Here is a 24,647-nt window from a genome sequence, read left to right on the forward strand (position 1 = left end):
GAACCCGAGGCAACCGGGGCAGACCCGGGAAAAGCGCCTGTTCCTCAGGAGCGGGTCTACTGACCCCGGCCCGGCTGATTCGGCTCTCCCTCGCTGAAATCCGCCGCGTTCTGGCCCGCCTGCTCGTTCCCGCCGCCGCCGCTGTCGACCACGTGCTGTCCTGGTCATATTTTCGGCTCGTCCATCAGACCCGGGCACTGATCAGCCACTACCGCAGCCGAGTCGATCCTCTGCCTCAAGATCTACGAATGTAATACCGGCATCCCTCCCCGGCTACCGTCCTGCGCATGCTGCGCGAGCACGACGAAGCGGACGCCACGGTGACATCAGTTTCGTGAGCCTGTGTGATGGATACGGGATCCGGCGTTTACCCCGGCCTCAAAGGATGAGCGGATCAGCTACATGACCAGTGCGAACCCCCGTTAACGCCGGATTCCTTTTCAAATCTCTCCGACCCCTGACTCTTGTGAGTTCCCCACGCCGCTCGACGCCATTGAACTCCCTCACACGTTGGCCACTCAGCATCGCTCCGAGCTGACCGCCCGGGCCGAGGAGGCCCGCCCCCAGAGGGACCGGCCCTGCAAAGTCATGGCCGATCAGGCTTCTTCGACTGGCTGTCAATCGCGGACGTGATCATAATGGTCGACCAGATCATCATGGCGCCAATGCATGCTATGCCCAGCACGAACACGATCAGCGTCTTACTTGACGACGCCAGAATGACCGCCAAAAAGAGTAACGCCGCGACTCCGAGGAGAATAAGCGCGCCACAACCGGCAAGTGAACGTTGCTCAGACATTCTCTGCCCTCGATCCTGGTTCGTATGACGGACAGGGGCCGCACCCCGCATCGAATCGGAGATGCGGCCCTTTACCCCACTTATACCTTACAGCTACGGCTTAGGCTCCGGGCCAGGCGTCGGAGATGGGTTTCTTTCGAGCGGTAACAACCATCGGGTTTCGCAGCCGATGGGCACCCTTCCGGGCCGGATCTTCTTGTCCGCGTAGGGAAGGAAAAGTTCCGCGGTGAAGGCGAACTTGAACCTCCGAATATCGCACAGGCCGTTACAGATAATACGCGCACTGTCGTTGCCGCCCGTGGGATAACTCAGCGCCTGAACACCTACAGGATTATCGCTCACCGCTTTCTCCCTGCAGTCCTCCACAGTCGAAGGCGTGAACGCCGGAGGATATGTGACGGTGATATCGCCAAGTTGGGTCACACCACACCAGCGCGGCTTGGCGGATATCTTCATCTTTGTGACGAAATCCTCCGCCCCATACTTCTTGATGAAGGCCTTGGTCATGTACGCCTGCACCCAGATGCGGCTTTTCGCTATGTTCAGCACGGAGACGATCTCGTATTCATGGTCCCGCCATGCCACGACACCCGAGCCTCGGAACGTCAAACCCTTCATGGGCTTGACGCTCTTCTTGTCGAACGGATCCGTCTCGAACCCGGGCTGCGCCTCCAACGTCACGCAGTTATTCCCCTGCGCACGAATGCTCGTACAGAGGCGGTCGTTGGACGGGTCGAAAACGCAGGCACTGGTGGGCGGGTCATCTGCTGCCACTCTGAGGGTTCCGCCAGAATCTCCTGGGAGGAGATTACCGCCGCAGGCATCGAAATGATCCGTCTGGTCCTCATACTGCGGCAGCGGGACGTTGATGATCGTGATGTCCCCGCAGCGGTCGAACACGAACACATCGATACTCGGCTCACTCGGCTCCACCTGACCCCCTGCGGCCGCTGCCGTCGACGTCACCGAGCGCTTGACCTGTCCTGTGCCATCCGTGGAGCCGTCGGTTTCCGTCCAGGTGCGGTTCACCTTGGTGAAGACCATGACGCTACCGTCCGGCCGGGCCCGCACCACGCTGTCGGACAACTCCACCGTGGAATTACTCCGGGTGATGTCACCATCCTGCATCGCCTCTCGGAGGCGAACCAGATTGGTGTTCAGGAGGGAGAGTTTAGCGGTGCTCGACGCTTGGGGCGTTATCCCAGGGGCGTCCCACACCGTTTCCGCGCGACCTTCCAGGACGGCGTCCTGCGCCTGATAATAGGCCGTGACGCGCTGGAGGTACTCCTGCGCACCGGACGCCACAGAAGCAGTCTTCATCTGCGGCGGCTGGCCCCTTTCGAGCACGCACGTCTCGCCCGCGCCCTTGACCGGTGGCGGCGGCACCGCCTTAGGAGTGACCGAAGCGGCTTCCCACTCGCCGACGCCGAAGGCCGTCTTGGCGCGCACCTTCACCGAGTAGGCCGCACCGTTCGTCAACCCGGTGATCGCGGCATACGGGTCTTTGACGTCGATGGTTTTGACGACCGTACCGCTGCTGTCGGTTACCTCGACGTCGTAGCCGTCGAGCATCGCGAGACTGCCGTTGGACTCAGGTAGACCCCAACTTGCGCTGGCTCCGCCATCCCCCGCCTGCACGGCGAGGTTGAGCACCTTGCTCGGTGGCCCGGCCGGGACATAGGTGAGCGCCAAAGACGGCTGCTCGGCTGATGCCGCCTCGCCGAAAGTGATGACCTCGTCCTTGTTGGAGGTGAGCAGCAGCCACTGGTACGCGTTGCCTGCGATGTCGGCCTGAAGAGCCGTCAGCGGCAGCGAGTACGGCGTATCCGTCGTGTCGGCGTCACCCGCCAGATCCGACCCCTTGCTCGCACCGGTCACCGGGCTCTTCAGAGTCGTCACGGTGATCACGGTGTCGGCTGGACACGTACCCGTCGAACAGGTGGGAGTGCCGAGCTTGAGAACGCCCTCGGACACCCTGGCACCGTCAGGGAGTTCGTCGAGCCTGAACCCGATCACCGCTACCGTCTTGTCGGTGCCACTGCCGCCGATCTGCATGGTGGTCGAGTCGGTCACCGTACAGGGCGAACCGTCGCAGGCGGTGGGATCGACCTTGGCGGTCTTGACGACGAAGTTGTCCTTGAGCAGGGTCAGATGCCGGATGTCTTCGGCGGGTGGGTCGGCCGGGGTGCCGGGGGTGGTGAAGCTGACCGGGGTGGTCTTGGCGGTGCAGACCTCTTCGCCGTTCTGGGTTGTGGCTTGGGTATCGGCAGGCGCCGCTGAGGCTGTGGCGACCTGGGCGGCGCCGTTGTAGAGGGTGGTGATCTCCGCTCCGGTCAATGACTTCTGGTAGAGGTGGACGTCGTCGATGATGCCCTTGAAGTAACTGTTCTGAGAACCGTTGGCCTTGGTGCGGCCGATGTGGACGTTACCTGTCGCATCCCAGCTGCTGGTGTAGGCGGTCTCGGCGTTCAGCACACCGTCCACGTACAGGCGGATCTTCTGAGCGGTCGCGTCGTAGACACCGACCAGGTGGGTCCACTGGCCGGCCACCGCGTTCTGGGTGGACAGGGCACGCACGGGGGTGGCACCGGTGGTGTCGGACTGGTACGTGACCATCCGCCACTTCTTGTCACCGGAGGAGTAGGCGAGCTTGAAAGCGCTGTTGACCGCGCCGTCCTGGCTGACTATCGCGTCTTCCCTGGTCGTGGCGTCCAGACGGGCCCACGCGCTGACCGTGTAGCCGGCATTGGTGTGGATCACTGGCCCGTTGGTGGCCCCGTAACCGGAGGTCCCACCCAGTACCAGTCCGCCCTGGCTCTTACCTGTCCCCCACGAGGCCGCGTTCAGCGTGACCGTGCGACTGTTACCGGAGGAATCGGCCGCGGCGGTACCACTGCCCTCGTCGAAGGCCCAGCGTGCCTTCTGCTGAGGATCCACGGTGGGGGTCGGAGTGGGCGTTGAAGTCGGAGTCGGGGTGGGTTCGGGCGTGGTGCTTTCCTGACCCACGCATGCCTGCATCTGCCAGGTGTAGGTCCGGCCCCCCTGGACGATGTTCTCGGGGACTTGGAACGAGGCGCGCTCCCCACCGTTGACGGTACGCCGGCCAAGCGGGCTGGACCCCACAGGGAAACCGCCGTTGTCGTAGAGGAAGTACTTGGCGGTGACCGGGCCGCCCGAGGGACGGTTCACCATGCCCGACAGGATCGGCCTGGTCGGGTCGGCCATGCCGGTCTCGGTGTCGGTGGGCAGCATCGGGGCGTCGCTGGTGATGCGGTAGGCCGGGCTCTCGTTGCAGGAGGGCTGGGTGACGCCGCTGCGGCAGGCCCGGACGACGAACTTGAAGCTGGCCGGGTTGTCCAGGGCGAAGGTCTGCTCGATCACCTGCCCGGAGGGCTTGGCGTTGTAGCTGGTGGCGGCGACCTCGCCGTACAACTTCTTGATGTCCGCCAGGGACAGGGCGCGCTGGTAGAGGCGCATGTCGTCGACGGCGCCCTGCAGGAGGTTGAGGCCCGACTTGTGGCCGCCGACGCGGAACGGGCCACTGGTCACGGTCTCGGACGGCTGATAGTCGGCTTCGCCGGAGAGCACGCCGTCGACATAGAGGCGGATCTTGGAGGCGCCGGCATCGTACATGGCGGTCAGGTGCGTCCAGGTGTCGGCCGTGGCCAGCTTGGCCGAGTCGACCCAGACGCCGTAACCGGTCGTGCCACCGGTTCCGGACACCTGTAGCCGCCACTTCTGGTAGCTGCCGCCGAGATAGTAGATGCTCAGGCCGAACGGGTCGCCGTCCTGGCTGGCGACGTACTGGATGGCTTCGCTGTCCTTGAGGCGGACCCAGGTGCTGATGCTGAAACTGGAGTTCTGGTTCAGCACCGACCTGCTGGTGGCGGCGTAGGAGTCCGGTATGCAGCAGCCGTTGCTGCCGGTCATGTCGTTCAGTTGTAGCGCGCCGCCGAGTTTGCCGGTGGTGGCCACTCTTCTGCTGCCTGTGTAGGTGGCGGTGTGGTTGTTGCCGCTGGCATCGGCCGCGGCGGTGGCCCCTGCGGCCTCGTCGAACTTCCAGTGCGCCACGTGTCCGGTGGGAAAGGCCGGTGGGGGAAGCATCGTGGAGTCGTTGACCGCGACGGTGTAGTCCAGGTTCGTCCCCTCGGGAACGCTGGACTTGAAACCGACCTTGACGCTGGTACTGCGGGCGATCGCGTCGTTGCCGTCCATGGAGTCGATCGACTCGGCGGTGACCGTGGGGATCTCCGGCGGCAGGAAGTAGGACACGGTCAGCTTCGGCCGGGTGCCCCCGGCTTTCTCCGACGAGTGGAAGTAGACCCACCACCCTGAGTTCTGCGCGGGGTCCGTCGTGCCCTTGCCCGACAGCCTGATGCCCTCGTTGGGCTGGCCCGCGGCCCACGCCTGGGCCATCGCGGTGACGCTCCAGGTGAAGGTTCTCGGGATCCAGTTGCCATTGTCGTCGACCGACGACGTGCTCGGGCAGAGCTGGACGGACGAGCCGAAGCTGGTCACGGACGGCTGGTTGCTCCAGCCCACGTACGGTGGCCAGGCCGAGGTCACCCGCTTGGCCTCGATCCCGGCGGGCCCGTACCAGCGGCAGCCCACGAGCTGGTCCGCGTACATGTCCAGCCTGGCGCTGCCGACGGACCTGCCCACCAGCGGTCCGGTGTCGAACTTGAGGAGCGAGTGACTGTAGGTGAGCGTCCCCGCGGAGTTGGTGCGTTCGATGCTCGTCACCAGCCTCTCCGAGGCCGATGAGGTGTCCGCGCCGGCAGCGTTGCTCACCACCAGGTCGCTCTGCAGGGTGAGCGTGGTGGTGGGATCCACCGTGACCGGATACCTGGTCGCCGGATCGGCGAGGAATTTCGGATCGGGAGTGAGGACCAATACCTGGCCGTCCTTCTCCTTCACCACCCGCGTGTTGATTTTTCCGGTGCGCGGCGGGACCACACCGGCGTTTTTGGTTTCGGCGGGACTGGGACCGGCATCAATTATCACCGGCTCGGCCGCTGACGCGACTCGTTTTCCCTTGGCATCGGTGAGTTCGAGTCCGCCTTGCTTGCCTTCGGCGAAGTCGAGTCCGTCTGTCTCGACCGGGATACGGAACTCCACCGGCTCTTTGGGTTGCTCCCGTAACACCACGTCATGCCGGAATCCTGTGGGCAGGGCCGTGACGACGAGATCGGCTCCCTGACCTGCCGCGTTGACAAAGGTCGCGACGTTTCCCTCGACGGTCGGCTTGGGCAGTTCGGTCGGCCAGTTGAATGAGACTTTCTGCCCGTCACCGCGTTCCATGGACGCGAAAGGACGATCCGCGCCGCCCGCGGAGAACTCGACTTTGGCCTTGGCGAGTTTGGGTCTCAGGACCCCGCCCTGCTCCACCAGGGTGGTGTCGATCCAGGCCCACGCCCCATCGGCCTGCTTGAGCTGGGCCGGACCGGCGTACGACTGCGTCGTCAGGTGCCCGTCGGGATAGGCCCAGGTGCGTGACCCCTCGGTGTAGGCGGCTTGGACCTCCACCGGCTTGTTCTGCTTTTTGGCCTCCTCAAGCGCGGCCCTCAGCACCGCGTCGGGATCCTCCGGGCGGGGGAACTCCGTCGTCTTAGGTGCGGCAGGGACGGCCGGGTTGTCGGGTCCAGGGTCTGCCTGTGCGGGGATGGAACCACCGGCCACCAGAAGTGATGCGGCCAGGGCCGAAATAGTCACGACCGTAAATACGGTCCGCTTCGGTGGTTCACGCCGTGGCGGCGCGAAAGGGCGATTCGGTAAGGGGAACCCCACCGACTACCTCCAATGATTGCGGGAGACCGGCCAGGGGTTCGGAAACGGGAACACCTGACCAGATGATCGCCACAAGCATCACGGTTGGTGCTGTTGATCTTGTCATATAAGATGCCTCGATCTTGCTAATCGATTCACCACTGCCTGTTTCCCGCAGGGAATGCGCAGTTGAGCAGAGGTATGACGGTAAATATCAGCGGAATGGTCGGCGAACATCGCCCTGCGGCGACCGTGATCAGTCGGGGGTTGGCATGGAGATTCGCGTTCTCGGTCCGGTCGACGTTTGGCGCGACGGGCGTTCGATCGCGATCGTCGGGCCGAAGCAACGGACCTTGATGGCCGTTCTGGTCCTGCAGGCGAACAAGACTGTCTCGCACGATCAACTTTTGACGGCTCTGTGGGGGACGAAAATCCCGGCCTCCGGCCGACGGTTGTTGCACAATCATCTGTGGTCGCTGCGGCGCCTGCTCACCGACGGTAACGCCATCGTGAGCACACCCACCGGTTACTCCCTGCGGCTGCGGCCGGGCGCCTCCGATCTCGATGTCTTCGTCACCGAGACGGCGCTGGCCCGCTCCGTGCTGTCCACGGGTGACGCCACCCGCGCCTCGGAGGGATTCCGCCGGGCGCTGTCACTCTGGCGTGGCCCCGCCCTCGGCGGTACTCACTCCGAACTGCAGGCAACGGAGGGTGCGGCACTGGAAGAGCAGCGCCTCGCCGCGCTCATCGGTCGCGTCGAAGCCGACCTCACCCTGGGACATCACTCCGAGTTGATCGGTGAGCTGCGTCTGCTGGTAACCGAGCATCCACTGAACGAGAAGCTGCGCGGCCAGTTGATGCTCGCACTCCACCACACCGGTCGTACGGCAGAGGCTCTTGAGGAGTTCAGAATCTGCCGCAGGCACTTCCGCGACGAACTCGGCCTGGAACCCGGCGAGGAGGTCGCCCGGATTCACCAGACGATCCTGTCCGGAGACTCCGCTTCCGGCACCGCCGTGGTGGGACAGACCCCTCCTGCACTACATGTGCCCCGGCAGCTACCTGCCGACGTCTCGCGCTTCACCGGCCGGGTGGAGAAGCTGCGTCAGCTGGACATGCTCCTGTCCGAGGAGGAGGGCACCACAACCATGGTGATCTCCGCCATCGCCGGCACCCCCGGGGTCGGCAAGACCGCCCTGGCGACACACTGGGGGCACAGAGTCTCCGCCCGGTTTCCGGACGGGCAGCTCTACATCAACCTGCACGGCTACTCACGAGGACGGGCCACCACGGCAGGGCAGGCGTTGGGTCGGCTTCTCCGTGGACTCGGCGTGGTCGAGGACGAGATCCCACACGACCTCGACGAACGCGCGGCACTTTACCGGTCGCTGCTGTCGGGCAGGCGGATGCTCATCGTGCTGGACAACGCCGCCACACCGGACCAGGTTCGCCCCCTGCTGCCCGGTTCCTCGCCCTCCCGAGTCGTGATCACCAGTCGCGACGCCCTGCGAGGTCTGTCCGTCACTCACGACGTGCAGGGCATCTCACTCGATGTACTACCGGCCGGTGAGGCGATCGCGCTGCTCACCAACTTCCTGGGCGGAAGCGAGGCGGATGTCATCGCCGAACTGGCTCGGCTCTGCGGGTATCTGCCGCTTGCCCTGCGACTGGCTGCGGCACAACTCGCAGGCGGGTCACCTGCCCGGATCAGGGAATTCGTCGGCAAGCTCCAGCAGGAGAACCGGCTGACCGTTCTGGATCTCGACGAGGATCCAGGGATCGGTGTTCGCACCGCACTCGAAGTTTCCTACCGGAGCCTCCCCGCGCAGGCTCGGCGGGTGTTCCGGGTGCTCAGCCTGCATCCGGGACCGTCCATCGGGCTGGACGCCGTGGCCGCCCTCAGCGGCCTGTCCCCCGAGGACGCCGCCGCGACGGTCGCGACACTGGTCAACGCGCATCTCCTGCAGGAGGACAGTGAGCGGAGGTTGTCGATGCACGATCTCGTGCGTGTCTACGCGGAGGAGCGGTGTGCCGTCGACGAGCCCGCAGACCACCGTGACGACGCCCTGACGAGAACGCTCGACTGGTACCGGCACTCGGTTCTGAAGGCCATGGACCATCTGTCTCCCGTCGACACCACCTCTTTGGCGATCGCTCCGGTGGACGGGACGCCGGACTTCCCGGGTTTCGACGAGGCGATGGCCTGGCTGGAACGGGAGCACCACACTCTCGTGGCCGTGATCGTCCATGGGGCGCGGCGAGATCGACACATCCACGCCTGGCAGACCTTCAGCAGGTTGTCATGGTTCTTCTATGCGAGAAACCATCTTGACGACCTTCTCATGACGGGCGAGATCGCATTGTCCTCCGCCCGCCTGATCGGTGACCGCTCCGGCGAGGCCGAGATCCTGAGCGACCTTGGCTACGCCAAGATGTTCACCGGGCGATACGCCGAGAACCTCAGCCACCAGGAGGAGGCCTTGGAGATCTGGCGTACGTCCGGCGATCGGGCGAGAGAGGCGAAGGCGCTCCGGCACGTGAGTTACGCCCTGCACCTGGCCGGACACCCCGCCAGGGCCATAGAACTCGGTGAGCAGGGCCTGGCCCTCAACCGCAGCCTCGGGAATCGAATCGATGAGTTCGCCACCATGGACACCTTGGCGATCAGTTATTTCACGATGGGCCGGTTCGGTGAGGCGCTCAAGGTCCTGTCGGAGTGCGTGAGCCACTGGCGGGAAACCGGCAGGGAGTACGACGAGGCCTACTGCCTCATCCAACTGGGCCTCGTTCACGCGAGGCTGAAGGAACCGGCGACCGCTCTGGACTGTTTGCAGCAGGCATCGCACCTGGGTCGTAACCAGGGCAACCAGCGCATCGAAGTCGACGCGCTCAACGGCATCGCCACGGTCCTGCGGCAGCAGGACCGTTACCGCGAAGCTCTCGACCACCATGAGCAGGCGCTCGCCCTCGCGAGGAGCCTGCGAAGCAGGCCGGTGGAGGGCGAGATGCTCTGTAGCCTCGCGGAAACCTGTCTCACGAGCGGGGACACCCAGGCCGCCCTGGACCACTACCGGGACGCCGCCCGCTACGCCGACGAGGAAACCGACGCCTACCAGCAAGGGTTCGCCCACGAAGGACTGGGCAACGCGCTGCGAGCCCTCGGACGGACAGCGGAGGCAGCGGCGCACTGGAAGATCGCGTTCGGCATATTCGCCCCCATGGGTGTTCCTCAGGCCGACGAGATCAGGAAGCGGATGCTTGCGGCCGGTATGAGCTGACGGCACCCGTGGGTTTCGGGGCGGACCAGAGCACCTGCCCTGAATGCGCCTCTCAGGCGGTGAGCAGCAGCGCCGCCACGGTGGCCGGGACGGCCACCACGACCAGTGCGGTCCCGGTCAGTACGAAGGTGCGCATCGGTACCCGTACTCCCCTGCGGCGGCACCACTCGAACCACAGCAGGGTGGCCAGGGAGGCCCACGGGGTGATCACCGTGCCGACGTTGGTGCCGATGAGCAGGGCGAGCAGCGGTTCCCGCTGGCCGGTGGGGACGACCTGCTCCACCGCGGTGTAGGCGGGCAGGTTGTCGATCAGGTTGGACAGCACCGTGCCGACGGCCGCCACCCGGTAGGCCCCGTCGCCCGTGTCGGTCCCGACCAGGGTGCTCATCATGGCGGCCAGGCCGTGCCGGCTCAGGGTGGGCACCACCAGGAACAGGCCCACCACGAAGACGAGCAGTTGCCAGGGAAACAGCGCGGGGGTGAGCTTGGCGCGGTCACGCCAGGCGAAGGCCACGACCATCAGGGCCGCCCCGGCCAGGGCGGCGAACTGGATCGGCAGTTCCAGCAGGACCGCGGCGATGAACAGCGCACAGACCCAGATGGCGGTCCGGAACAGCACCGGGTCCGCGACCGGCTCGGGAGCAGGCGGGATGTAGCGCTCGGTGCCGCGCGTACCCCGGCGCCAGAAGAACACCCACAGGAAGATCATGGTGATCGCGATCGCGACGAGCTGGGGGAACCAGAGCCTTGCGGCGAACTCGCGGGCCGACATCCCGAGCCGCCCCACGACCAGCAGGTTCGTCAGGTTCGAGACCGGCAGCAGCAGGCTGGCTGTGTTGGCCAGCCAGAGCGTCGTCATGGCCAGCGGCAGCGCGGCGATCCCGGTCCTGGCCGCCAGGGCGAGCATGACGGGGGTCAGCAGTACCGCGGTGGTGTCCAGGTTCAGGAAGATGGTGACCAGCGACGCGAAGGCCGTGCAGAGCAGGAACAGCGCGGCGTGGTCTCCCCGTCCCAGCATCGCCAGCCGGGTCGCGATCGCGTCGAAGAGCCCGGCCTCCTTGACCAGGTCCGCGAGGACGACCACGGCGGCGAGGAAGAGCAGGATGGGCGCGATCCGCTCCATTTCGCTCCATGCCTCCCGCAGGGGAAGCAGGCCGGTCGCGACGAACAGGAGTCCGAGGCCCAGCAGTCCGAGGCGGATCCAGTCCAGGATGCCCAGTCGTCGCAGCACATCGGCCATGATCGCACGCCCCGCCTGGGCGGATCAGTCCAGGAAGGGTGATCGCGCTCAGGTGGTGAAGACCATCTGAATCCCGCTCGCGCGGGTGACCTCAAATCTTCGCCGGGTCAGCGATACCCGCTCCAGCCAAGCCTCGCCACCGGCGTACCTGGGCGGATGGGATCAGCCCGAACCTCGTTCAGGCGACGGCGCGGGCGGTGAGGTCCTTCCAGAGGCCGTCCATCCTGGCCTCCAGTTCCTCCAGGGTCCCCTCGTTCGGTACCACGATGTCGGCGATCTCCAGGCGCTCCTCGCGGGTCGCCTGGGCGGCGAGCCTGGCCCTGGCGTCCTGCTCGCTCATGCCGCGCAGCTCGATCAGCCGGGCCACCCGCACCTCGTCGGCGGCGTCCACGACGATCACCACCTCGTACATGGGGGCGAGCTTGTTCTCCGCCAGCAACGGGACGTCGTAGATCACGATGCTGCCGGGGGCCGCCTGCTCCTGCAGCTCGGCGACCCTCGCGCCGACCAGCGGGTGGACGATGGCGTTGAGCGAGGCCAGCTTCTCTGAGTCGGCGAAGACGATCGAGCCGAGCCTCTCCCGGTTGAGCGAGCCGTCCTCGTGCAGGATCTCGGTGCCGAAGACCCCGACCACGCGCGCCAGGCCCGGGGTCCCCGGCTCGACCACCTCACGGGCGATCTTGTCGGCGTCGATGACCACGGCGCCTCGGGAGGCCAGCCGCCGGGAGACCTCGCTCTTGCCCGACCCGATACCGCCGGTAAGACCCACCTTCAACATGATCCGCAGCATACGCGGTACGGGCCGCCCGCCGGCAGTGCGGTCCTCGTCTCCTTGCGGCCGAGCCGAGACCGCCCCCGTCGCGCCCCAGACCCTCCGCTGTCGCATCGGGTGATCGGCGTCTCCCCCGTCTCGCACACCCCTGCCGACCCGTCGGCTGACGGGCCGGCCCCCCTTCACCGCAGCCTGCCACCCTGTCGTACGGCCTCGGAAGACCATCTACCGCACCGGAACAAGTCGGTCGGCGTCCCCCTGCCAGGCCACCGACAGACGGGCCGTAACCGCCCTTCACCGCACCGAAGGTGGCGCCTGCCCCTTTTGTGCGGGGTGGCATCGGAGGGCGTCTGAGCGCCCCTACAGCTCCCTGCGCATGTGTACCAGCGTCAGGTGGTCGCTCATCCGCTCCCTGCGGGTCTCGCGGTAGCCGTGCCGGCGGTAGAGCCGCAGGTTGCCCTCCGACAGGTGCCCGGTGAACAGGTCGAAGGCGAGCGCCGCGGCGGCCTCGTCGTGCAGTGCCGCCAGCAGCGCACCGCCGATGCCGGCGCCCTGCCTGTCGGGGGCGACCACCAGGCGGCCGACCAGGCAGGTCGTGCCGGACATCCGGCCCCGGATCGCGCCCACGATCCGCGTCCGGTCCCGGGCGACGAGCACGATGGCCGTCTCGACCGCGCTGCGGACCTGACCGGCCGACTCCACCAGCGGCGCGATGAAGGGGTCGCCGTAGAGCTGGGCCTCGCCCACGTAGGCGGCGCGCTGCACGGTCAGGATCTCGCCCGCGTCCTCGGGCTCCGCCCACTCGATCACAGCCACGGCGCCACCCTATCGGGCGGTCAAGGTTCGCAAAGGTCTTGGAGCGACCGCCGCCGGGGCGTTGTTCGAGGGGACGCGAAACACCGCGTCTCCCCGGGGACACGGCGGAGGGCGGTCACGCGAGACGCCATGCCGGAGGCGGTGTCACCGGGGGCGACCACCCTGACGGGCCCGCACGTGCCATGGGGAGGCGCCGGACCGGAGGACTCGAACAGCCGCGCCGTACCGGAAAAGGTGCCGGGAACGCGGGAAGGGCCCCGCCGAAGCGGGGCCCTTCCGTTGGAACTTCTACCGCACAGGTCAGCTCTGGCCGCCCGCGAGCTTCTCGCGCAGAGCCGCGAGAGCCTCGTCGGAGGCGAGGGCACCCGCCGCCGGAGCGGAGGAGCCGCTGGTGGAGCTGCTGGCAGCGGAGGACGGGGTCTCGCCGGAGTAGGACGTGGGGGCAGCCTCGCCCGCCTCGGCCTCGGCCTTGCGAGCCTCCTCGACCTGCTTCTTGTGAGCCTCGAAGCGGGTCTGAGCCTCGGCGTACTGCCGCTCCCACTCCTCGCGCTGCTTGTCGAAGCCCTCGAGCCACTCGCCGGTCTCGGAGTCGAAGCCCTCGGGGTAGATGTAGTTGCCCGAGTCGTCGTAGGTCGCCGCCATGCCGTACAGCGTGGGGTCGAACTCGACGTCGGCGCCGATCGCACCCTCGTTCGCCTGCTTGAGCGAGAGCGAGATCCGGCGACGCTCCAGGTCGATGTCGATGATCTTCACGAAGATCTCGTCGCCGACCTGGACGACCTGCTCGGGGATCTCGACGTGGCGCTCGGCCAGCTCGGAGATGTGGACCAGGCCCTCGATGCCCTCCTCGACGCGGACGAACGCACCGAACGGCACCAGCTTGGTGACGCGACCCGGGACGACCTGACCGATCTGGTGGGTGCGGGCGAACTGCTGCCAGGGGTCTTCCTGCGTCGCCTTGAGCGACAGGGAGACGCGCTCGCGCTCCATGTCGACGTCGAGCACCTCGACGGTGACCTCCTGGCCGACCTCGACGACCTCGGAGGGGTGGTCGATGTGCTTCCAGGAGAGCTCGGAGACGTGAACCAGACCGTCGACGCCGCCTAGGTCGACGAACGCACCGAAGTTGACGATCGAGGAGACGACGCCCTTGCGGACCTGACCCTTCTGCAGGGTGTTGAGGAACGTCTGGCGAACCTCGGACTGGGTCTGCTCAAGCCAGGCACGGCGGGACAGAACCACGTTGTTGCGGTTCTTGTCGAGCTCGATGATCTTCGCTTCGAGCTCGCGGCCCACGTAGGGCTGGAGGTCGCGGACGCGCCGCATCTCGACCAGGGACGCCGGCAGGAAGCCACGCAGGCCGATGTCGAGGATGAGACCACCCTTGACGACCTCGATGACGGTACCGGTGACGATGCCGTCCTCGTCCTTGATCTTCTCAATCGTGCCCCAGGCCCGCTCGTACTGAGCGCGCTTCTTGGACAGGATCAGGCGGCCTTCCTTGTCCTCCTTCTGGAGGACAAGGGCCTCGACGTGCTCGCCAACCTCGACGACATCCGCCGGATCGACATCGTGCTTGATCGAGAGCTCACGCGAGGGGATGACACCCTCGGTCTTGTAGCCGATGTCGAGCAAAACTTCGTCTCGGTCGACCTTGACGACGGTGCCCTCGACGATGTCGCCGTCGTTGAAGTACTTGATGGTCAGGTCGATCGCTGCGAGGAACTCTTCCTCGGAGCCGATGTCGTTGACCGCTACCTGCGGGGTGCTCGAGGTGGCCTCAGTGCTGCTCGTCATGTGTGGAGTTGCTCCGAACGCGGACAGATGTCGATGTGGCGAACGCGCGGCAGGCTTCTTACCGTCAGCCGGATGAATTCACACCGGCGTGATCGAGCGCGAGCCCACTCCGTCCGAGACACGCGCGAGCCCACAACGCAGCGATCAGCATATGAGACGAGACGGGTATGGTCAATCCGACGACACTACGCTCCCGCGTGCCGAAAGGATAACGATCTCGCCTAATAGGCGTTGATCATCTCTCTCCGGCCAGCCCTGATACTACCCCGAAGCCCCCGTGGGACGGAGATGCGGTCGGGGTCGCCGTCCGCCGTGTAGCGCTGGCGGGGGTGCTTGTTCAGCCACTCCAGCCAGTATTGGGAGCACCATTTCCGGCACTCGCCTTTTTTACCATTGCTCTGGATCCGCTGGATTGATCGCCAGTCGTAGTTCTTGGCGAACGGCGAGACCGACGGCTCGGCACCGGCCAGGAAGACGGCCTTGAACCGGTAGGAGACGCCCTGCCACCTTCCCGACTGCACCGTGGACCTCTTACCTGGCATCGCGCCGAACGGCAGCGCCATCGTCTCCGAGGGGGGCACGCCGAGCTGCTTCAGCAGCCGCTCGACCCTGGCGAGCTGCTCAGCGATCTTCTTCTTGGGCAGGCTCGGCAGGTGGGGATGGCTCCAGGTGTGGTTGGCCACCTCGAAACCCCGCGAGGTCAGCCACTGCACGGCCCGCGCCTGATCCTTGGCGTTCTGCAGGCCGAAGGGCTGCTGGTTGACCCAGAAAGTGGCGACGGGCCGGAAATCCGGGTGTTTCTTTGCCACCTGATAGATGATTCCGACCGCGGTGTTCCTGGCCGGGGTGCCGTCCGCCTCCAGCGCGAAGTGACTGGGGTGACCGTCGTCGAAGGTCAGCACCACCGGGTACTTGCCCGCCGGGATGTCCATCCTCCCGGCGGCGAACTCCCGCGCGGTGACCGGCACGTAACCGTCCCTGGCCAGCATCTCCAGTTCCTTGCGCAACTGGGCGGGCGTGCGGTCGATCGACGCCAGACGCTTGCCGATGATCCGGTGGTACATCAGGATCGGGACCATGCCGGCCTCGTTGGCCTTCACCTGCCGCGCGAACTCCGGCGTGGCGGTGACCGGCGGCGGCAGCTCGGCCGAGGGAAGATCCGGTGTCGGCGAGGGGGTCGCGGACGGCGGAGACGGGCTGGCCGCCCTGCCCGCCCCGGAGGCCCCGGCCGTGCCCGGCGGACCCGGTGGTGCCGGGAGCACCAGGAGCACCACCACCGCCACCGCGACGACCACCACATTGGTGAGCATGATGATCTGCGTCAGGGGGATTGGACTCCGCACAGCACTCCCGCGCCCGTTGAGCTTATCGGCTGGATCACCAGCCTAGAACAGACTCGGACAGGCCCGACCAATCGGCGGAGTTCAGCCCTCCCGAGGGGGTCGCCCGCCCGCCCGGAGGCGTTGTCAGTGCCCGCCCCTCCCCCGGCGGGGCACTGAGCGGGACACTGAGAAGGCCGTCGTCGGCGACCGCCCCCAGCGGAACACCCGAGAGGGCAGGCGGCCTTCATCCGGCCGGTGAGCGGCTCTCGGCAGGGCCCCGGCACCTTGGGAGCGGTCATCGATCTCCGGGGTCGGTAGCCCGCGTCAGTGGCCCGCGTCGATGTCCGGCGTCAGTGTCCGGCGTCCTCCCAGGTGCGGCCGACGCCCACCGAGACGGCCAGCGGGACACGCAGGGCGTAGGCGGCGTTCATCCGGTCCGTGACCAGCTCGCGCAACGTCTCCAGCTCACCGGGGGCCACCTCGAAGACGAGCTCGTCGTGGACCTGCAGCAGCATCCGGGAGCCGAGTGCCGCCTCCTTGAGCGCGCTCTGCACGTTGAGCATGGCGACCTTGATGATGTCGGCCGCCGAACCCTGGATGGGCGCGTTGAGCGCCATCCGCTCGGCCATCTCACGGCGCTGGCGGTTGTCGCTGTTGAGGTCGGGCAGGTAGCGGCGCCGACCCATGATCGTCTCGGTGTAGCCGTCGTTCCTGGCCTGCGCGACGATCGCGTTGAGGAAGTCGCGGACGCCGCCGAACTCCTCGAAATACCCCTCCTTGAGGGCCCTGGCCTCGGAGACGGGGATGTTGAGCTGCTCCGACAGCCCGAAGTCGGACAGGCCGTAGGCCAGGCCGTAGTTCATCGCCTTGATCTTGGCCCGCATCTCCCCGGTGACCTGCTCGGGTTCGGTGTCGAAGACCCGGGCCGCGGTGGCCTTGTGGAAGTCGTGCCCGGACTCGAAGGACGCGATCAGCGCCTCGTCGCCGGACAGGTGGGCCATGATGCGCAGCTCGATCTGGCTGTAGTCGGCGGTCAGCAGGGTCTCGAAACCCTTGCCGACCACGAAGCCCTGCCGGATGCGGCGGCCCTCGGCGGTGCGGATCGGGATGTTCTGCAGGTTGGGCTTCTCCGAGCTGAGCCGGCCGGTGGCCGCCACGATCTGGTTGAACGTGGTGTGGATGCGGCCGTCGTCGGCGATCTCCTTGATCAGGCCCTCGACCGTGACCTTCAGCTTGGCCTGGTCGCGGTGGCGCAGCATGATCGTCGGCAGCTCGTGCTCGGTCTGGGCGGCCAGCCAGGCCAGCGCGGGGGCGTCGGTGGTGTAGCCCGTCTTGGTCCTCTTGGTCTTGGGCAGGTTGAGCTTGACGAACAGGATCTCCTGAAGCTGCTTGGGCGAGCCCAGGTTGAACTGCTCACCGCCCACGGAGGCGTGCGCCGCCTCGACCGCCTGCTTGACCGCGGCGCCGAACTCGGCCTCCAGGCCGCTGAGATACTCCCGGTCGGCGGCGATGCCGGCCCGCTCCAGCTCGGCCAGCACGGTGACGAGCGGCAGCTCCACGTCGCGCATCAGAGCGATGCCGCCCAGCGGCTCCAGGAACGCCTCCAGCGCGTCGGCGAGCTCGCCGACCGCCAGGGCCCGCAGGGCCAGGTCTCGGGCGGCGTCGTCGTCCTGGTCGTCGAAGAGGCTGGCCTGGCCGCCGTTGTCGGCCTCGCCGCGCAGCTCGCGCCGCAGATAGACCCGCACGAGGTCCTCCAGCGGGAACGAGCGCTGTCCGGGCGTCGCCAGGTAGGCGGCGAGCGCGGTGTCGCAGGTGAGACCGCGCAGTTCCATTCCCTGCGCCCACAGCGCGAGCATCGGGCCCTTGGCGTCGTGCACCGCCTTGGGCTTTCCGGCGTCGGCCAGCCACGCGCGCAGGGCCGCCTCGTCGGCCTCGGTCAGCGTCGTCGGGTCGATGAACGCGGCCCCGGCTCCGGCCGCCGCGACGGCGATGCTGTCGACGCGGCCGGTGCCGCTGCCGTAGGTGCCCTTGAAGGCCAGGCCGGCGCGGCCCTCGGGCAGCGCGCGCAGCCAGGGGTCCACCTCGTCGGGGCCGAGGGTGACAACCTCGACCTCGAAGCCCTCCTCGGCCTCCGCCTCGGGCGAGCCGATCGTCTTGAACAGCCGGTCACGGATCTCGCCGCGGAACTCCAGCGTGTCGAGGATCTTGTTGATCTCGTCGCGGTCGGCCGCACCGACCGTCAGCTCAGGGATCTCCTGCTCCAGCGGGACGTCGCGGATCAGCTGGGTCAGGCGCCGGTTCATCAGCACCTGGTCGAGGTGGTCGCGGAGCTTGTCGCCGACCTTGCCCTTGACCTCGTCCACCCGGTTGACCAGCTCCTCCAGCGAGCCGAACTCGCGGATCCACTTGGCCGCGGTCTTCTCCCCCACGCCGGGGATGTTCTTCAGGTTGTCGCTGGAGTCGCCGCGGATGGCCGCGAAGTCGGGATACTGAGCCGGGGTGAGCTCGTACTTCTCCAGGACGGCCTCGGGGGTGAAGCGGGTCATGTTGCTGATGCCGACCCGGGTCATCAGCACGGTGACCCGCTCGTCGACGAGCTGCAGCGCGTCGCGGTCGCCGGTGACGATCAACACGTTCATGCCCTGCTCGGCGGCGCGGGTGGCGAGGGTGGCGATCAGGTCGTCGGCCTCGTATCCGGCCAGCGACAGGTGCGGCACGCGCACCGCGTCGAGCACCTCGTGGATCAGGCTCATCTGGCTGCGGAAGCTGTCCGGACTCGCGCTCCGGTTCGCCTTGTAGTCGGCGTACTCCTCGTGGCGGAACGTCGGCTCGGAACGGTCGAAGCAGACCGCCACGTGGGTCGGCCGCTCGTCACGGAGCACGTTGACCAGCATCGAGGTGAACCCGTAGACCGCGTTGGTCGTCTGGCCCGTGCTGGTGGAGAAGTTCTCCTCCGGCAGGGCGTAGAAGGCCCGATAGGCGAGTGAATGCCCATCCAGCAGCAGCAGACACGGACGAGTGGGGGTCGCTTCGTTCTTCGGCACAGCGAAAGCCTAGTCTCCTGGTACGACAGAACGCCTGACTCACCTGACAGGAGACGTCCTCTTGACCATGACCGATCCCGACGAGACCCGGTCCCTCCAGGAGCAGATGAGCATCGCCCACGCGAACACGCTGGTGGAGCGGATGGGCATCGAGATCACCGAGGCCACCCCGGAACGGGTGGTCGGCACGATGCCCGTCGAGGGCAACATCCAGCCGTACGGCCTGCTGCACGGCGGTGCCTCGTGCGTGCTGGCGGAGACGCTGGGCTCGGTCGGCGCGGCACTGCACGCGGGCCCCGAGCGGATCGCGATGGGCATCGAGATCAACGCCACCCACCACCGCTCGGCCACCTCGGGCCTGGTCACCGGCGTGGCCACCCGGCTGCACGGCGGCCGGACGCTCGCCAGCTACGACATCGAGATCGTCGACGAGCAGGGCCGCCGGGTGTGCAGCGCGCGCCTCAGCTGCATGCTGCGCGACGCGTCAACTTGACCCGGTCCTGAAAAGGATCGGGCTTGGAGGTAGGGCACCACTGGCTGTGGTGTGGCCTCCTCCGTCCAGACCACCTATGGGGTGGCCGGGACGCGTGACTCACGCCCCGCGATCCACGCAGCCTCGCCGCGTGCGGCGATGTTGCGGGATGCATTCCGGTCGGCGTGGGCAACGACCCCGCAGTTCCGGCAGATGAAGAGGGCCTGGTTGACCCGGTTGTTCTTCTCGATGTGGTGGCAGTCGGCGCATTCCTGACTGGTGTAGGCCGGATCGACGTACACCAGCGGGACACCCGCCCGCCGCGCCTTGTACTCAAGGAAGGTCCCGAGCTGGGAGAATGCCCAGGAGTGCAGCGTGACCCGTTGGGGCTTGCGGAGCCGTACCCTCTCCCGGATCCCGCCCAGGTCTTCCAGGGCGATACCGGAGGAGGTGCGTGCGGCCTCGGTCACGATCTTCTTCGAGATGATGTGGTTGACGTCCGCGGCGTGCCGCTGCTCTTTGCGACGGCGGCACTTGAGCCGCCGTCTGGCGGACTCGGTGGCCTTGGCCTGGAGTTTGCGGCGAAGTTCCAGCTGCCGCTTGCGGTGCCGGTTCAGGCCACGTCCGTTGAATGGCGTCATGCCGTCCACGGTGGCGATGTTGACGATGCCCAGATCCACGCCGAGCCAGCCGCCGGGATGCTCGTTGACCGGGGCTTGGGGTACCTCGCACACGGCGATCAGGTAGAAGGCGCCGTCGCGTTCGATCAGATCGGACTCGCCCTTGCGGTGTTGCCGCAGCGTCTTGAGCGCGCCGGCCGAGCAGGCGAAGCGGACACCCTTGATACGCCCGGCGGTGGTCCAGATACTGACGGTCTGAGCGTCGTACTGCCAGCTCAGACACCGGTCGTCAAACGGGTGCGCCGCCTGCGGACGGAAGGTGATCGGCTTGGACTCCGCTCTGGTGCGGCGCCTGGAGCCCTTCTTGCCGAGGTTGCCGGCACCGATGTTCGCCGTCAATGTGGTGTAGGCGTCGCGGACCTTCTTGATGGTGTGCTGAGCGGCCTGTGCCCCCAGCCCCCGCGCCTTCAACTCGGCGTAGGTGTGCTTGCGCAGCTCATACTCACGCGGCACGCCGTGCTCGAACGCCACCACCGACACCCGGTTCGCGGCGTCGTTGACCGCACGCAGGGTAGCCGACAGCGCGGTGGCCTGATCGGCCTGCGGCATCAGCTTCACCTGCACGACGATTTTCACGGGGAGGATCGTATGATCGATGTCACCACGCTGGGAGCCGAACCCCGACATTCGCCAGGGCCCTATGGTCGTTTATCCCCTCTGCGCACATTTGGTCTTCACACCCGGGTACCGGCGCGGACGGTTCAGCGACGAAATCCTCACGCGGTGCGAAGAAGTCACCCGGGCCATCCGCGCCGACTTCGAGACCGAACTGGTCGAGTTCAACGACGAGCGTGATCACGTGCACCTACTGGTGCACCACCCGCCGAAAGTCTCCCTGCCCAGGCTGGTCGGCTCCCGCAAGGGCGTGTCTGCCCGGAGATCGCGACAGGAGTACCCTGACCACCTCCGCGAACACCTGTGGGGTGCCCGCTTCTGGTCACCCTCGTACTTCGCGGCCTCGTGCGGCCGAGCAGCGCTGTCCATCGTCAAGGAACACATCGAGAACCAGAAACGCCCAGGCTGAGCCGCTCTGCGAAAGTTGCCGTCACCGCACCGCTCGGCCCTTGGCGGGCCTCCCGTGCTGCCGCTTCCTTTCGGGCGTGAACACGCCCGGGGTTCCACGACAGATCGCGCTGAACACACCCGGGCCGCCTTTTTGCCATCATCGAGCGACGATTCCGCTACGGTGGGTGACGGCGATGCCCGTGGGGAGGCCGAGTAGAAAACGTACGGGGTCGGGGAAGCTCCGTACGGCGCCAAAGGCCTCCCCCGGGCTCCCTGACCTCGACCTTCATCGCGCGAAAGCCGCGAAGGCCCGCGAAAGCCATGAAGGCCCGCACCGGGCGGGTGCGGGCCCTGCTGGACGAAACTCAGATGTCCGTGTGCGTCGGGTCGAGCACCCGGCGCAGGAAGGTCTTCGTGCGCTCGTGCTGCGGAGCGCCGATCACCTGCTCCGCCGAACCGTCCTCCACGATCACGCCGCCGTCCATGAAGACCACCCGGTCGGCCACGTCGCGGGCGAACGCCATCTCGTGGGTGACCACGAGCATCGTCATCCCCTCCTCGGCGAGCTTGCGCATGACTGTGAGCACGTCACCGACGAGCTCGGGGTCGAGCGCCGAGGTGGGCTCGTCGAAGAGCATCAGCGCCGGGCTCATGGCCAGCGCCCTGGCGATGGCCACCCGCTGCTGCTGGCCACCGGAGAGCTGGGCGGGGTAGGCGTCGCACTTCTCACCGATGCCGACCTTGTCCAGGTTCTCCCTGGCGATCTTCTCGGCCTCGGCCTTGCCCCGCTTCAGCACCCGGCGCTGCGAGATCATCACGTTCTGCAGAACCGTCATGTGCGGGAACAGGTTGAACTGCTGGAAGACCATCCCGATGCCGCGGCGGGCGGCGTCGATGTCGACGTCGCGGTCGGTCAGTTCCACTCCGTGGACGACCACCCTGCCCGACGTCGGCTGCTCCAGCAGGTTCACACAGCGCAGCAGGGTGGACTTGCCCGACCCCGACGGGCCGATGACGCAGACCACCTGGCCAGGGTCGACGGCGAAGTCGATGCCCTTGAGAACCTCTAGCTTGCCGAAGCACTTGTGCAGGTCACGGATCTCGACCGCGTGGTTCACCGGAGTCACCGTCCCTTCGCCTGGCGCTTCTCCAGCCGGGACGCGAGATAGCCCAGCGGGATGGTGACCAGAAGGTATGTCACGCCCACGACCAGGATGGGCGTGGCGTTGGCATGGGTCGAGGCCATGTCGTTGCCGAACTTCGTGAGCTCGACGTAGTCACCGGAGACGCCGAGGAACAGCACCAGCGAGGAGTCCTTGAGCAGGGAGACGAACTGGTTGGTCGTCGGCGGGATCACGATGCGCACGGCCTGCGGGATGACGATGGAGACCATGGCCCGCGTGTACGACATGCCCAGCGAGCGCGCCGCCTCCATCTGCCCCTTGGGCACCGCCTGCAGGCCCGCCCTGAGCGTCTCCGCCATGTAGGCCGAACCGACGATCGTCAGACCCAGGATGCCCTCGCCGTAGGTGCCGCCCGGTACCTGGAAGCCACTCAGGGCCAGGGGCAGGAACAGGATGAGCAGGAAGATCAGCAGCGCGGGCAGGCCGCGGAAGATCTCGATGTAGGCGATCGCGATCCACCGATAGGGCCGCACCGACGACATCCGCATCAATGCGAACAGCAGACCGAGCAGGAAGGCGAAGAAGAACCCACCGACCGAGTAGATGATGGTGTTCTTCAGCGCGATCGTGAACAGCTCTGGAAGCGTCTTCTCCGCGACGTCGAGCCTGGCGAAGTTCTTTCCGAGCTCGCCCCACTCGATGGTCAGGGCCAGGAAGACGGCCACGGCCGCCAGTACGACGTACTGGACGGCCCGGCTGATCTGCTGTCTCTTACGGGGACTGAGCCCACTCCCGGCGGGGGCGTCCCCGCCGGGAGTGGGCTCGGTCGTCGTTGGCTGGTCCGTCATCGGTTAGCCGAGCTCCCCGGGCTTCTTACCGAACCACTTGACGAAGATCTGCTCGTAGGTGCCGTCCGCCTTGGCCTCGGTGATCGCGTCGTTGATCGCCTTGAGCAGGATCGGGTCGGCGCCCTTCTTCAGGCCGACGCCGTACTGCTCGCCGGTGTCGAGGCTGGCGACCAGCTCGAACTTCTCCGCGATCTCGGGCTTCTTCAGCCAGGTCAGGACGACGGGAAGGTCCTGGACGATCACGTCGACCTGGCCGGACTGCAGACCGAGCAGTTCCTTGGGAGAGTCGGCGAACTCCTTCGGGTCCAGGCCCTTGCCCTTGACATAGTCGAGGCCCGTGGTCGAGGCCTGGGCGCCGAGCTTGAGGCCCTTGGCCTTGACCTCGTCAAGGGACGCCGCGCCGGCCCCCTTCTTGGCCAGCAGTGCCTGCGTGGCGTCGAAGTAGGGCTCGGAGAAGTCGATGTTGGCCTTGCGCTCCTCGGTGATCGTCATACCGGCGGCGGCCACGTCACACTTGCCCGCCGCCATCGCCGCACCGCTCTTGATGACGGCGAAGTCGATGTCGACGATCTCCTGCGTCAGGCCGAGCTTCTTGGCCGCCAGGTCGACGATGTCGACGTCGAAGCCGACGACCTTGTCGCCCTCCTTGAACTGGAAGGGCTCGTAGGGCAGGTTGGTGCAGGTGGTCAGCTTGCCTGGGGTGATCACCTGCGGGCCGGCCGCGGCCGCGGGAGCGCTTGCCGAGGCACCATCGCTCGGGCTCGCGCTGGTGGTCTCGCCACCACCGCAGGCCGCAAGGCCGAGCGCACCGGCGACGACCATGGCGCCCACCGTGAACGCACGACGGGAAACAAAACTTAGGCCCACAAAGGCCTCCTTACGGTCAAATGTCGCTTCTTTTATGGATACCTCAGTGCAGGTCATGCTCCATCACCTGCACAATCGTGCAGATCACCGGTATGACACAATTCGGACAACAACCGTGTCAGGAGCCCCCCCATCCACACCCTGCTCCCACCGCGGACCGGGATACGAGCACTTGCAGGATCGTCGACACCGGCCGGGCCGGTCGTTGAACTTCGGGGTCCGACTCGGCTACGTTGCCCGATGTGCGCGCCCCCCTGATCCTGTTCGCCGGTGTCGCTCTCACCGTCACCGTCCTGTCCGGCTGCACCGCGGAAAGACCGGCCGTGTCCGCCTCCGCCTCCACCACCCCCACCTACGAACTCCCGCCGCGCCCGGTACGACCGGGCGAGAGCCCCATCAGGGCCGCGCCGGTGACCGACGGCGACACCCGGTTCCAGGTGATCGGCCTGCAGAAGGGCCTGAGCGGCTTCTTCGGCAGCCACGCCGAGTGGCAGGCCAAGGGCCAGTACGTGGTCGTACGGATTCTCGTGGAGAACCCCGGGCGCACCAACTCACGCTTCGACGCCAAGCGGCAGCGGCTCATCACCGCCGACGGCACCGGCCACACGATCGACAAGTTCGCGCAGGCCATCAAGCGCCAGCCGGACACGCTCCCGCTCGGCGCCCAGGTCAGAATCGAAATGGACCTGTGGTACGACATCCCCGCCGAGGCGAAGGTCGCCGCGATCAGACTGTTCGGCGACCCGCCCCTCGGCGTGGGGGGCACCACCGACGGCGTGCAGGTGCCACTGTCCTGAGCCTCCCCGACATGAGGTGG

Annotated in this window: 16 protein-coding genes; 4 read left to right on the forward strand and 12 right to left on the reverse strand. The window is 66.8% G+C overall.

Translation table 11 applies throughout. From position 1 onward, the window contains the following. Nucleotides 1-586: 586 nt before the first annotated feature. Both IG98_RS0129350 and IG98_RS0129355 read right to left on the reverse strand, forming a co-directional pair. Nucleotides 587-799: a hypothetical protein gene (locus IG98_RS0129350; RefSeq protein WP_030919273.1), complete on the reverse strand. Its 213-nt coding sequence runs from the start codon at nt 797-799 to the stop codon at nt 587-589. A 93-nt stretch (nt 800-892) separates the two neighbouring features. Continuing rightward, the gene (locus IG98_RS0129355; RefSeq protein WP_157594591.1) at nt 893-6,511 is read right to left on the reverse strand and encodes a LamG-like jellyroll fold domain-containing protein; all 5,619 of its coding nucleotides are present in this window, start codon (nt 6,509-6,511) and stop codon (nt 893-895) included. Between the two features lie 326 nt (nt 6,512-6,837). Here IG98_RS0129355 and IG98_RS0129360 point away from each other — a divergent pair, with 326 nt between their 5' ends. Then, nucleotides 6,838-9,843 carry an AfsR/SARP family transcriptional regulator gene (locus tag IG98_RS0129360; RefSeq protein ID WP_030919280.1) on the forward strand — a complete coding sequence of 1,002 codons (3,006 nt, stop codon included), beginning with the start codon at nt 6,838-6,840 and terminating at the stop codon, nt 9,841-9,843. Nucleotides 9,844-9,895: 52 nt separating this feature from the next. Here the strand turns inward: IG98_RS0129360 and IG98_RS0129365 are convergent, their stop codons facing one another. From IG98_RS0129365 to polA, 6 genes are all read right to left on the reverse strand, one after another. Then, on the reverse strand, nt 9,896-11,083 hold the full coding sequence (locus tag IG98_RS0129365) for an ArsB/NhaD family transporter (RefSeq protein ID WP_030919283.1): 1,188 nt from the start codon (nt 11,081-11,083) through the stop codon (nt 9,896-9,898). A 178-nt stretch (nt 11,084-11,261) separates the two neighbouring features. Then, nucleotides 11,262-11,861 carry a dephospho-CoA kinase gene (coaE, locus tag IG98_RS0129370; protein WP_030919286.1) on the reverse strand — a complete coding sequence of 200 codons (600 nt, stop codon included), beginning with the start codon at nt 11,859-11,861 and terminating at the stop codon, nt 11,262-11,264. 354 nt (nt 11,862-12,215) lie between these two features. Continuing rightward, nucleotides 12,216-12,671, reverse strand: coding sequence for a GNAT family N-acetyltransferase (locus IG98_RS0129375; protein ID WP_037971565.1), 456 nt, complete (start codon nt 12,669-12,671; stop codon nt 12,216-12,218). 300 nt (nt 12,672-12,971) lie between these two features. Beyond that, entirely contained in the window at nt 12,972-14,468 is a 1,497-nt protein-coding gene (rpsA, locus tag IG98_RS0129380) for a 30S ribosomal protein S1 (RefSeq protein WP_030919293.1), read from the reverse strand. Nucleotides 14,469-14,689: 221 nt separating this feature from the next. Further along, nucleotides 14,690-15,811, reverse strand: coding sequence for a polysaccharide deacetylase family protein (locus IG98_RS0129385; RefSeq protein ID WP_245651765.1), 1,122 nt, complete (start codon nt 15,809-15,811; stop codon nt 14,690-14,692). Nucleotides 15,812-16,140: 329 nt separating this feature from the next. Next, a complete protein-coding gene (polA, locus tag IG98_RS0129390) occupies nt 16,141-18,834 on the reverse strand; it encodes a DNA polymerase I (protein ID WP_030919299.1) in 2,694 nt (897 codons plus the stop codon). Nucleotides 18,835-18,940: 106 nt separating this feature from the next. On the opposite strand from polA, the gene IG98_RS0129395 reads away from it, so the two are divergent. After that, a complete protein-coding gene (locus IG98_RS0129395; RefSeq protein WP_051753141.1) occupies nt 18,941-19,327 on the forward strand; it encodes a PaaI family thioesterase in 387 nt (128 codons plus the stop codon). 74 nt (nt 19,328-19,401) lie between these two features. On the opposite strand, the gene IG98_RS0129400 is transcribed toward IG98_RS0129395, so the two are convergent. Next, entirely contained in the window at nt 19,402-20,562 is a 1,161-nt protein-coding gene (locus IG98_RS0129400; protein WP_030919305.1) for an RNA-guided endonuclease InsQ/TnpB family protein, read from the reverse strand. A gap of 19 nt (nt 20,563-20,581) precedes the next feature. On the opposite strand from IG98_RS0129400, the gene tnpA reads away from it, so the two are divergent. After that, complete coding sequence (tnpA, locus tag IG98_RS0129405) at nt 20,582-21,010, forward strand: IS200/IS605 family transposase (protein WP_084195751.1); 429 nt, start codon at nt 20,582-20,584, stop codon at nt 21,008-21,010. Between the two features lie 346 nt (nt 21,011-21,356). Here the strand turns inward: tnpA and IG98_RS0129410 are convergent, their stop codons facing one another. The 3 genes from IG98_RS0129410 to IG98_RS0129420 are packed head-to-tail and all read right to left on the reverse strand — an operon-like array spanning nt 21,357 to nt 23,785. Then, on the reverse strand, nt 21,357-22,118 hold the full coding sequence (locus IG98_RS0129410; RefSeq protein ID WP_030919324.1) for an amino acid ABC transporter ATP-binding protein: 762 nt from the start codon (nt 22,116-22,118) through the stop codon (nt 21,357-21,359). Then, complete coding sequence (locus IG98_RS0129415; protein ID WP_030919326.1) at nt 22,115-22,963, reverse strand: amino acid ABC transporter permease; 849 nt, start codon at nt 22,961-22,963, stop codon at nt 22,115-22,117. Before IG98_RS0129415 ends, IG98_RS0129410 begins: the two co-directional genes overlap by 4 nt. 3 nt (nt 22,964-22,966) lie before the next feature. After that, a complete protein-coding gene (locus IG98_RS0129420) occupies nt 22,967-23,785 on the reverse strand; it encodes an ABC transporter substrate-binding protein (protein WP_051753125.1) in 819 nt (272 codons plus the stop codon). A 287-nt stretch (nt 23,786-24,072) separates the two neighbouring features. Here IG98_RS0129420 and IG98_RS0129425 point away from each other — a divergent pair, with 287 nt between their 5' ends. Further along, nucleotides 24,073-24,627, forward strand: coding sequence for a DUF4352 domain-containing protein (locus tag IG98_RS0129425; RefSeq protein ID WP_063766312.1), 555 nt, complete (start codon nt 24,073-24,075; stop codon nt 24,625-24,627). Nucleotides 24,628-24,647 lie beyond the last annotated feature (20 nt).

Source organism: Streptosporangium amethystogenes, assembly GCF_000721075.1.
GTDB lineage: Bacteria > Actinomycetota > Actinomycetes > Streptosporangiales > Streptosporangiaceae > Streptosporangium > Streptosporangium amethystogenes.